Origin of the sequence: Lysobacter enzymogenes, from assembly GCF_017168095.1 — a bacterium.
GTDB lineage: Bacteria > Pseudomonadota > Gammaproteobacteria > Xanthomonadales > Xanthomonadaceae > Lysobacter > Lysobacter enzymogenes_D.
This window is the reverse complement of sequence record NZ_LXSD01000110.1, coordinates 1-10,717: the sequence shown is the minus strand read 5'-3', so window position 1 is coordinate 10,717 and position 10,717 is coordinate 1. Positions and strand designations below refer to the sequence as shown.

8 protein-coding genes are annotated in these 10,717 nt (G+C 68.3%); 3 read left to right on the top strand and 5 right to left on the bottom strand.

Annotation, left to right across the window (positions count from 1 at the left end):
* The coding region (locus tag A7A76_RS03245) for a POTRA domain-containing protein (protein ID WP_428995074.1) at window positions 1–369 on the bottom strand (369 nt) is incomplete at its 3' end.
* A 540-nt stretch (window positions 370–909) separates the two neighbouring features.
* Here A7A76_RS03245 and A7A76_RS03240 point away from each other — a divergent pair.
* Complete coding sequence (locus tag A7A76_RS03240; RefSeq protein ID WP_206409845.1) at window positions 910–3,816, top strand: TonB-dependent receptor domain-containing protein; 2,907 nt, start codon at window positions 910–912, stop codon at window positions 3,814–3,816.
* A 156-nt stretch (window positions 3,817–3,972) separates the two neighbouring features.
* On the opposite strand, the gene glyS is transcribed toward A7A76_RS03240, so the two are convergent.
* Both glyS and glyQ read right to left on the bottom strand, forming a co-directional pair.
* On the bottom strand, window positions 3,973–6,159 hold the full coding sequence (glyS, locus tag A7A76_RS03235) for a glycine--tRNA ligase subunit beta (RefSeq protein WP_206409844.1): 2,187 nt from the start codon (window positions 6,157–6,159) through the stop codon (window positions 3,973–3,975).
* Between the two features lie 114 nt (window positions 6,160–6,273).
* A complete protein-coding gene (gene glyQ / locus A7A76_RS03230; protein WP_206409843.1) occupies window positions 6,274–7,209 on the bottom strand; it encodes a glycine--tRNA ligase subunit alpha in 936 nt (311 codons plus the stop codon).
* Between the two features lie 119 nt (window positions 7,210–7,328).
* Here glyQ and A7A76_RS03225 point away from each other — a divergent pair, with 119 nt between their 5' ends.
* Window positions 7,329–8,054 carry a glutamine amidotransferase gene (locus A7A76_RS03225; RefSeq protein ID WP_343225268.1) on the top strand — a complete coding sequence of 242 codons (726 nt, stop codon included), beginning with the start codon at window positions 7,329–7,331 and terminating at the stop codon, window positions 8,052–8,054.
* Window positions 8,055–8,141: 87 nt separating this feature from the next.
* Window positions 8,142–9,059, top strand: coding sequence for a hypothetical protein (locus A7A76_RS03220; protein WP_074871757.1), 918 nt, complete (start codon window positions 8,142–8,144; stop codon window positions 9,057–9,059).
* A 13-nt stretch (window positions 9,060–9,072) separates the two neighbouring features.
* Here A7A76_RS03220 and A7A76_RS03215 read toward each other — a convergent pair whose 3' ends face one another.
* Complete coding sequence (locus A7A76_RS03215) at window positions 9,073–9,774, bottom strand: RDD family protein (RefSeq protein ID WP_206409842.1); 702 nt, start codon at window positions 9,772–9,774, stop codon at window positions 9,073–9,075.
* The gene (gene tatC / locus A7A76_RS03210; RefSeq protein ID WP_206409841.1) at window positions 9,771–10,556 is read right to left on the bottom strand and encodes a twin-arginine translocase subunit TatC; all 786 of its coding nucleotides are present in this window, start codon (window positions 10,554–10,556) and stop codon (window positions 9,771–9,773) included. Before tatC ends, A7A76_RS03215 begins: the two co-directional genes overlap by 4 nt.
* Window positions 10,557–10,717 lie beyond the last annotated feature (161 nt).

Genomic DNA, 10,717 nt, shown 5'->3' with positions numbered 1-10,717 from the left:
GGCCGCGTCGCCGGCGGCGGCATCGCCGGCCGCGTCGTCGCGCTCGCCCGGTGCGTTGGGCGCGTCGGCGCCGGGGGCCGGGGAGCTCACCCGGTCGCCGCGCGAGTCCACCACGGTGATTGTCGGCGAGTAGTAGCCGAACGGCTCCAGCGCCTCGCGGGTCTCGTTCTCGGCCTCGCGCAGCAGATAGCCCAGGCGGCGCCCGGAGACCTCCTTGCCGATGCTGTCCACCAGCGACAGCGACACCCGCACGTTCTGGGTCATCGCCTCGTCCAGGCCGTGGATTTCGACTTTGTCGACCTTGGCCGCCTGAGCCGCACCGGCGGCCCCGAGGCTCAAGGCGCCGGCGAGAAAGAGACGGGGAATCAATGGCATAGCTCGCAGAATAACCGGTAACGGCTTGTATTGCTTACGAAAATTCGGGGTGCGCGTTCAGATTAACGGCTGCGCAGTCAACGCCGCGCAAGCGCGGCCGCGGCGCGGACGCACAGGGCCAGCGCCTGCCTCAGAGCGCCGCGATCGGCCGGCCATGCCCGGCCGCTTGCCGATCCCGGCTCGCGGCTTTCCCCGCGCCCAGCGCCGGCTTTGCCGTTTCTGGCTGCATCGCGCGCCCCCCCCGCCCGGTTACACAACCCCTGCAGCCAGGCCTAGATGAATCAATGAGATAGCCCGCACAGTTCGCTCTAACGGCTTGTCTTGCTTACAAAAATTCAATTGACAGGTTTCAGGTTAATTGCACTCGGCGTTAAGAAGACGTAATTTCGGTGTCAGGGGAAACTGATCGGTCGTGCAGGGGGCTGCGGACCGATCTCTCGGGGTCTCTCCTAAATAACGATCACCCACCCTCTTCCAGCAAGGAAGTTTTTAGGTAGGGAAGCAATGTCACTGCACATTCCAGGAGTCCACTTCGTGAACAGAAAGCACCTCACCGTCGCGGTGTGCACCGCGTTGGTCGGCATGGCCGCGCCTGCGTACGCGCAAGAGCAGGCCGCCTCGAATTCGGGCGAAGCCATCACCAAGATCGAAACGGTCACCGTCACCGGTTCGCGCATCTCCAACCCGAACGTGGTCTCCGCGCAGCCGGTCAGCGTGCTGACCGCCGAGGACATCAAGGCCACCGGCGCGGTCAACATCGGCGACGTGCTGACCACGATGCCGGCGCTGGCCACCTCCTTCACCATGGGCAATTCCAGCCGCTACATCGGCACCGCCGGCGTCGCGATGCAGGATCTGCGCAACCTGGGCACCGCGCGCACCCTGGTCCTGGTCAACGGCCGCCGCATGGTCGGCGCATCGGCCGGCGACACCGCGGTCGACACCAACCTGATTCCAGCCGACTGGGTCGAGCGCGTCGAAATCATCACCGGCGGCGCCTCGGCCGTGTACGGCGCCGACGCCGTCTCCGGCGTGATCAACTTCATCCTCAAGAAGAAGTACGAAGGCGTGAACCTGCACGCCCAGTACGGCAGCAGCCAGCACGGCAGCTTCGGCAAGTCGCTGTTCGCGGTCACCGCGGGCACCAACTTCGCCGACGACCGCGGCAACATCGCCGCCTCGCTCGAGCACTCGCGCCAGGATTCGCTGGAGTTCCGCGACCGCTTCGGCAACGAAGACCTGGTCACGATCAACACCCCGGGCGGCAAGTACTCGCGTTCGTACTTCAGGAACGGCGGCTCCTACGAGTTCACCACCGGCGGCGTGTTCTCGCGCACCGGCAGCTTCAGCAACCCGAACAACCTGTACGTGTTCAATCCGGACGGCACCTACCGTCCGCTGCGCATCGACGGCCTGCGCGACACCGGCCGCCGCCGCTGCACCGATTGCGACCACAACGACAGCAACCGCTCCAACCAGCTGCAGCCCAAGTACGACCGCACCACGTTCAACACGGCCGGCAGCTTCGACCTCACCGAAAACCACCGCCTGTACATGGAAGGCCTGTACAACCAGGCCAACGTGAAGTCCGCGGGCACCGCCGCGTTCAACACCTGGGGCACCTACGGCGGCCACTTCATCGAAGCGGACAACGCCTACGTTTCTCCGGCGCTGAACGCGCTGACCGGCGGCCAGGGCTTCGTCGTCTCGCGCGACGACTTCGATTCGGGCCTGCGCGGCGAAGACACCAAGCGCAAGACCATGCGCCTGGTCCTGGGCGCCGAAGGCGTGCTGGGCAGCAAGGGCGACTGGCAGTACGACGCCTCGGTCAACTACGGCCGCACCACCGAGACCCGGCACAACCTCAACAACCGCTACCTGGAGCGCTTCTACGCGGGCCTGGACGCGGTGAAGGACACCAACGGCAACATCGTCTGCCGCTCGAAGATCGACCCGACCGCGGTCACCACCAACTACGACACCTTCGGCATCACGCTGTCGCCGGAAACCATCGCCAACTGCGTGCCGTTCAGCATCTTCGGCGACGGCGCGATCAGCAAGGCCGCGCGCGACTGGTTCAACGTCACCACCACCAGCAAGACCCGCCTGACCCAGTTCGTCGCTGGCGGTTCGTTGGTCAACAACAACCTGTTCGAACTGCCCGCCGGTCCGGTCAGCCTGGCCACCGGCCTGGAATACCGCCGCGAGACCAGCGAACAGATCAACGATCCGCTGGACAAGCAGGGCCTGACCTTCCTCAACGCCATCCCCGATTCGCGCGGCAGCTACAACGTGCGCGAGCTGTGGATCGAAACCGCGGTGCCGCTGCTGCACGACCTGCCGCTGATCAAGAACATGACCCTCGGCGGCGCGATCCGTTTCTCGGATTACGACACCATCGGCAACACCCGCGCGTGGCGCTACAACCTGGATTGGCAGATCAACGACAGCCTGCGTCTGCGCGGCAACGCCTCCTCGGCGGTGCGCGCGCCGAACATCGGCGAGCTGTTCGGCGGCCAGAGCCAGAACTTCGGCTTCATCGACGATCCCTGCGACGCCCAGCAGATCGGCCGCGGCAGCGACCCGGCCGTGCGCGCCGCCAACTGCGCCGCGCTGGGTCTGCCGGCGAACTTCACCGACCAGGTCACCGGCACCAACGAAGGCCTGTCGGGCAGCAACCCGAACCTCGGGCCGGAGACCGGCCGCACCTGGACCTACGGTTTCGTCTTCACCCCGACCTTCCTGGAAGGCTTCAGCCTCAACGTCGACTACTGGAAGATCAAGCTGCGCAACGCGATCTCGCTGCTGGACTTCGAGCAGACCGCGCAGCGTTGCGTCGACACCCCCGGCGGCATCAACAACATCTACTGCTCCAACGTGCGCCGCCGCGCCGACGGCCAGATCGCGTTCGTGACCGCGATCTACCAGAACATCGCGGCCCGCGAAACCGACGGCGTCGACATCGGCGCGACCTACACGCACGACCTGTTCGGCGGCAAGATGTCCTGGCAGCTGGACGCCACCCGCACCCTCAACTACACCGACTACCCGTTCCAGAACGATCCGGGCGCGAAGGTGGAGTACCTGGGCGCGGCGGGCTATCCGAAGTGGAAGGCCAACCTGGGCGTGAACTACCAGTACGGCGACTGGTCGGGCAGCTGGAACACCCGCTACGTCTCCGGCACCGCCCGCCAGACCGACTGGGACACCTACAAGAACGATCCGTTCTTCCTGGCCCCGGCCAAGGCCGGCTCGGGCGTGGTCCACGACATCCGCGTGGCCTACGACTTCGCCGACACCGGCTGGAACGTCTACGGCGGCGTCACCAACCTGTTCGACTCCGATCCGCCGCTGGCGATGTACGGCAACGGCTTCGGCTCCGCCGTGTACGACACCATCGGCCGCGCGTACTACGTGGGCGTCAACTACAAGTTCCGTTGATGCGCAGGTAACGGCGAGTTTTTTTCGCCGAAGCTGATGAAGGAGGGCCGGCGCAAGCCGGCCCTCTTTTTTGTCCGACGCGCGCCGCTGCGGTTTCGCACAGACAAAAAAAGGCCGGCGAATGCCGGCCTTTTTGTTGCGCCGCGAACGCCGCGATCAGATCGACAGATGCTCGATCGCCGCCACGCTGCCCAAGCGGTCGGACAGGCGCTTGAGCAGGGCCAGGCGGTTGTTGCGCACCGCCGCGTCGTCGACGTTGACCATGACCTTGTCGAAGAACGCATCCACCTGCGGCCGCAGCCGCGCCAGGCGGCCGAGCACGGCGACGTAGTCGCGGCCGGCCAGCAACGGATCGGTGTCGGCGATGGCGGCGTCGACCGCTTCGGCCAGCTCGCGCTCGGCCGGTTCGGCGAACAGCGCCGCATCGATGGCGTCGGGCACGTCGCCTTCGACCTTCTTGAGGATGTTGCGGCTGCGCTTGTTGGCGGCGGCCAAGGCCTCGGCTTCGGGCAGCTTGGCGAATTCGGCAACCGCCTTCAGTCGAAGATCGAAGTCATACAGATTCAATTTTGGCAACGAAATCAACAGCACTTCAACCGCATCAAACTGCAGCGAAGGAACCGATTGGTCTGCGTAATAGCTCCGCAGACGATCAATCACGAAGGATTCGACATTTCCGGCGTTGGCCGCGGCCATGTTGGGGTCACTGCTAGATCCCGGCTCGATTCGCAAGTCAGCGCTCTTTAGCGCGTTTGCCGCCTTCTGTTCCGCAGCCATGGTACCGCGCAGCGCTTGCTTGAATCCTTCAGCTTCGCTCGCGTTTTGCAGAGCTTTACTCAAGTCAATATCAATGCGCCCTTCGATCAAGGTACGCGCCAAACCCAACGCATTGCGCCGCAAGCTGAAAGGATCCTTGTTGCCGGTCGGCTTCAACCCCGCGGCGAAGCCGCCAGCCAGCGTATCCAAGCGCTCGGCGATGGCGACCACGCGGCCCAGCATCGACGGCGCGATCGCGTCGCCGGCGAAGCGCGGCATGTAGGCCTCGTCGATCGCATCGGCGACGTCGGCGCGTTCGCCGGCCGCCTTGGCGTAATAGCGGCCGGCGATGCCCTGCAGTTCCGGAAATTCGTTGACCATGCGCGACTGCAGGTCGTTCTTCGACAGCGACGCGGCGCGCGCGGCCTGTTGCGGGTCGGCGCCGACCTGCGCGGCGATGGACTGCGCCAGCGCCGTCACCCGCGCGACCTTGTCGGCCACGCTGCCGAGCTTGTCCTGGTACTTGACCGTCGTGAGCCCCTCGCCCATCGACGCCAGGCCCTGCTTGAGGTCTTCGTCGAAGAAGAACTTGGCGTCGGCGAAGCGCGGGCGGATCACCCGCTCGTAACCCTTGCGCACTTCGCCCGGGTCGCGGCTTTCGATGTTGGCCACGCCGACGAAGCGCTCGGTCAACTGGCCCTGCGCGTCGAGCACCGGGAAGAATTTCTGGTTGGCCTCCATCGTCGCGATCAGCGCTTCGGGCGGCACCGCGAGGAATTCGCGTTCGAAGCCGCAGGCCACCGCGACCGGCCATTCGGTCAGGCCGTTGACCTCTTCCAGGATGCCTTGGTCGATGCGCGCGCGGCCGCCGCCGGCGCTGGCCGCGGCCTCGACTTCGCGCACGATGCGCTCGCGGCGCTCGTCCGGATCGACCAGCACGAACGCGGCGCGCAGCGATTCGACGTAGTCCTGCGGCGCGCTGAACCACACCGGTTTGTCGTGCATGAAGCGGTGGCCGCGGCTCATGCGGTCGCTGCTCACGCCCAGCACGTCGGCCGGCACCACGTCCTTGCCGAGCAGCAGCACCAGCCAATGCACCGGACGGGCGAAGCCGTAGTCGTGGTCGCCCCAGCGCATCGGCTTGGGAATCGGCATCGCCGCCAGCGCCTCGCGCACGACCTCGGCCAGCAGGCTGGCGGTGTCGGCGCCGGGCTTGACCGCGCGGTGGACGAAGCGCTCGCCCTTGGCGTCGCTGGTCTTCTCCAACTGCGTCCACTCGACCCCGGCCTTGGCCGCGAAGCCCTGCAGCGCCTTGGTCGGCTGGCCGTCGGCGTCGAGCGCGATGTTGAGGTAGGGGCCGAGCACTTCGCTGCGCTGTTCGGGCTGCCGGGTGTCGACCGCGCTCAGCAGCACGGCCAGTCGGCGCGGCGTGTACAGCGGCTTGGCGCCGTTGCGGTCGAAGCCGACGCCGCGCTTGTGCAGGCCATCGAGCACGCCGTCGAAGAAGGCCTGGGCCAGGCCCGGCAGCGCCTTGACCGGCAGTTCTTCGGTGCCCAGTTCGATCAGGAGGGGTTGGGTCGTGCTCATGCGGTGGCCTTTGCGGTGTCGCCGCGCGTCCTGCGGACGGCGCCGGGAAAATTCTGGGTGTGCTTGCCCTCACCCCAACCCCTCTCCCGCTAGCGGGAGAGGGGCTTTGGAGCGTCAGGCGGCTTCGGCTTTGCGCGGCTGCTTGAGGCCGGGGAAGCCGAGCTTCTCGCGCTGCGCGAAGTAAGCCTCGGCCACGCCCTGGGCGATGCGGCGCACGCGCAGGATGTAGCGCTGGCGCTCGGTCACGCTGATCGCGCGGCGCGCGTCGAGCAGGTTGAAGCTGTGGCTGGCCTTGCACACCTGCTCGTAGGCGGGCAGCGGCAGGCCGAGCTCGATCAGCTTCTTCGCCTCGTCTTCGCAGGCGTCGAAGCGGTGGAACAGCTCGTCGACGTTGGCGTGTTCGAAGTTGTATTTGCTCTGCTCGACTTCGTTCTGGTGGTAAACGTCGCCGTAGGTGACCGGGGTGCCGTCCGGGCCGTAGGTCCAGATCAGGTCGTAGACGTTGTCGACGTTCTGCAGGTACATGCACAGGCGCTCGAGGCCGTAGGTGATCTCGCCGAGCACCGGCTTGCACTCGATGCCGCCGGCCTGCTGGAAGTAGGTGAACTGGGTCACTTCCATGCCGTTGAGCCAGACTTCCCAGCCCAGGCCCCAGGCGCCGAGGGTCGGCGATTCCCAGTTGTCCTCGACCAGGCGCAGGTCGTGCACGCGCGGGTCCACGCCCAGCGCCTTGAGCGAGTCGAAGTACAGCTCGACGATGTTGTCGGGGCTGGGCTTCATCGCCACCTGGTACTGGTAGTAGCGCTGCAGGCGGTTGGGGTTCTCGCCGTAGCGGCCGTCGGTGGGACGGCGGCTGGGCTGGACGTAGGCGGCGTTCCACGGCTCCGGGCCGAGCGCGCGCAGGAAGGTGGCCGGGTGGAAGGTGCCGGCGCCGACCTCCAGGTCCAGCGGCTGGATCAGCACGCAGCCCTGCTCCGCCCAATAGGCGTTCAGGCGCTGGATCATGCTCTGGAAGGTGATCGCGGTGGGCGGTGCGTCGGTCGCGCTCATGGTCTGGTCTGCGCTGCGGCAAAGCGGGTTAGTATAGCGGCGAGCCCTGTAATTTCAGGACTTTGCCCCCATTGTCGGTCCATTATTGGCGCTCCCCCCGCCGTGCCCGCCAACGCCCCGTGAAGCCGCCCTTCCTGATCCTCGAGACCGGCCAGCCGGTCCCCTCCATGCGCCGCCACCGCGGCTTTCCGCATTGGATCCGCGTCGCCGCCGGCCTGGGCCGGGACGAGGCGGTGGTGGTCAATGTCGAAGCCGGCGACGAACTGCCCGGCCGCGACGGTTTCGCCGGCGCCATCGTCACCGGCTCCGGCGCGATGGTCACCGACCGCGCCGGCTGGAGCGAGCGCAGCGCGCAGTGGCTGCGCGACGCCGCCCACGCCGGGCTGCCGCTGTTCGGCATCTGCTACGGCCACCAGTTGCTGGCGCATGCGCTCGGCGGCGAGGTCGGCAACCATCCCGGCGGGCGCGAGATGGGCACCGTGCATCTCGAACTTCACCCCACCGCTGCCGCCGACCCGCTGTTCGCCGGGCTGCCGGCGAGCTTCCCGGCCCAGGCCACCCACCTGCAGACGGTGCTGCGCGCGCCCGAGGGCGCGACCGTGCTGGCGCGCTCCACCCACGACGCCTGCCACGCCTTCCGCTGGGGCGAACGCGCCTGGGGCGTGCAGTTCCATCCCGAATTCAGCGCCGGCCACATGCGCGGCTACGTGCGCGCGCGCCAGGACGCGCTGCGCAACGAGGGCCTGTGCCCGCGCACGGTCGCGCGCGAGATCAGCGCCGCGCCGCACGCGCGCCGGGTGCTGCGCCGGTTCGTCGGCCATGCGCGCGCGCTGCACGGCCGTTGAGCGCGCCGGCGCCGGCAGGTCCGCGCCGGCACGGCCTTTTTCCGCCCGGGACGTCGTGCCCGGCCCCGATCCGATGAGCCCGAGCCGATGAGCCTGCCGATCCGCAAAGTGCCGCTGACCCATGGCGCGCAATGGCTGATGCGCGCGATCAACCTGGGCCGGCGCAACCCGCGCGCGATCTTCGGCGCGGCGCTGCTGCTGATCGCGGTGCTGTACCTGCTGATGGTCGTGTTCACCCTGCCGCTGCAGTTCGGCGAGGCGCCCGACTTCGAAACCGCGGTCACCACAGTGGCCCTGGCCGCGCTGGCCGCGGTGCTGATCCTGCCGGTGCTGCTGGGCGGGCTGATGCATGTGATCCGCGAAGCCGAGAACGGCCGCCCGACCCGCGCGCGCGACCTGTTCGCGCCGCTGCGCCTGCACAAGGCGCTGCCGCTGGCGCTGCTGGGCATGATCCAGATCGCGCTGGCGCTGATCTGCGGCTCGCTGCTGGTGTGGGCCACCGGCGCGGACTACTGGCCGCAGTACCAGGAGATGGTGCGCGGCGCGATCACCGGCCGCATCACCACCGTGCCCACCGCCGAGCAGCCGGCGCTGGTCGCGCTGGCGCAGCTGCTGTTCTATTACTTCAGCACCGCGGTGGTGCTGGTGTCGGTGCCGCAGATCATGTTCTCCGGGCTGGGCCTGTCGGACGCGGTCAAGCGCAGCTTCGGCGCGTCGCTGTGGAACCTGGGCGCGTACCTGTTCGCGACCATGCTGTTCATGCTCGGGGCGATGATCGCCGGGCTGATGGTCAGCATCGCCGCGCTGGTAGTGGCGATGCTCGGCGCGGCGGTGACGCCGATGCTCGGCCATCTGCTGGCGTGGCTGCTGTTCGCCGCCTACGGCACCGTGTTCCTGGTGGTGATGTGCGGCACCTGCTACTACGCCTGGAGCGATGTGTTCGCCGAGGACGGCGACGCCGCGGCGACGCCGGCGCCGGCGCAGCACGACCGGTTCGAAGCCTGAGCGCCGCGCGGCGCTACAGCGCGCCGCCGTACAGCGCGTTCTCCAGCCCCGCCTGCAGCGTCCACATCAGCCACACGCACGCGGCCAGCGCCGCCGCCACCTGCGCGACCAGCCACGCCCAGGCCCACGGCGGCATGCGCGCCGGGCCGCGCACGCTGGCGCCGGCGACGCGGTCGTGCAGGGCCTGGTGCTCGGGTTTGGCGGCGGCGAGCAGATGGCCGATGTTGAGGGTCAGCCACGACAGCGTGCCGGCGAGATAACGCAGCACCGTGCGCGCGGGGCCGAGCGCACCGCCGTCGCGCGCGACCACGTGCTGGCCCAGCGCGCGCTTGCCGGGCGTGGCGCGCCACGGCGTGAACGCGACGAACACGGTTTCGTAGACCAGGCCGAACGCGGCATAGGCCAGCAGCCAGCCCAGCGTCAGCGCGGTCAGCGCCGACAGCAGCGCGACCGCGGCGGCGTGGGTCTGCGGATCGGCGCCGAAACGGCCGGCGAGGCCGCCGAAATCCAGATCGTCCAGCGCCGCGGCCGACATCGCCTCGGCCATGCGCGCATTGAAGGCGGCGTAGGCCCGATCGAGCGCGGCGAGGCGTTCGCGCCACACACCGGCGCCGAGCAGCGTGATCGACGCGGCGACGACCACCGCATCCAGCGACCACGCCGCGTAACGCGGCCAGAACCCGGCCGGCGGCGACGCCGCGCCGGGCGCGCTCACGATCCGTGCGCGTCGTCGGCCGGACGCTCGCGCTCGCTGGCGACCCACTTGGCGGCGATGATGCCCAGCTCGTAGAGCACGCACATCGGAATCGCCAGCATCAGCTGCGAGACCACGTCGGGCGGGGTGATGACCGCGGCGATGATGAAGATGCCGACGATGGCGTAGCCGCGCGCTTCCTTGAGCTGGGCCGGCGTCACCCAGCCGAGCAGGGCCAGGATCACCAGCGCCACCGGCACTTCGAAGCTGATGCCGAAGGCCAGGAACAGGACCAGGACGAAGTCGAGGTAGGCGTTGATGTCGGTCATCATCGACACGCCGACCGGCGTGACCTTGACCAGGAAGCCGAACACCGACGGCAACACCAGGAAGAACGCGAACGCGCAGCCGGCGTAGAACAGCACCAGCGCCGACACCAGCAGCGGCAGGGCCAGGCGCTTCTCGCGCTTGTACAGGCCCGGCGCGACGAAGGCCCAGGCCTGGTACAGCAGCCACGGCATCGAGATCATCAGCGCGGCGAAGAACGCCAGCTTCAACGGCGCGGCGAACGGCGAGGCCACTTCCACCGCGATCAGCTGGCTGCCGGCCGGCAGCTTGGCCAGCAGCGGCGTGGCCAGGAAGTGATAGAGCTTGTTGGCGAACGGCAGCAGGCCCAGGAACACCACCATCAGCCCGGCGACGCCGCGCAGCAGGCGCGCGCGCAGTTCGATCAGATGATCGAGCAGGCGCGGCTCGGGCGAGTAATCGTCGGGATCGCCGGAGCGGGAATCAGCGTCGCTCATCGTTCGGCGTCTGCGCGGTGGAGGGGCGGTAATCGGGTTGCGAGGCGCCGTGGTGATCCGGGTGGGGCTCGGCGGCCGGCGCTTGCGGCGCAGCGGCGTGGTCGAGGGGTGCCGGCTCGGGCGAAGCGGCGTGCGCCGGCTCGGCCGGTGGCGCGTCGGCC

Excerpts from the sequence above, each read along its gene's own strand:
- glyS (WP_206409844.1), bottom strand. The coding sequence starts at position 6,159 with ATGAGCACGACCCAACCCCTCCTGATCGAACTGGGCACCGAAGAACTG.
- glyQ (WP_206409843.1), bottom strand. The coding sequence starts at position 7,209 with ATGAGCGCGACCGACGCACCGCCCACCGCGATCACCTTCCAGAGCATG.
- A7A76_RS03220 (WP_074871757.1), top strand. The coding sequence starts at position 8,142 with ATGAGCCTGCCGATCCGCAAAGTGCCGCTGACCCATGGCGCGCAATGG.
- tatC (WP_206409841.1), bottom strand. The coding sequence starts at position 10,556 with ATGAGCGACGCTGATTCCCGCTCCGGCGATCCCGACGATTACTCGCCC.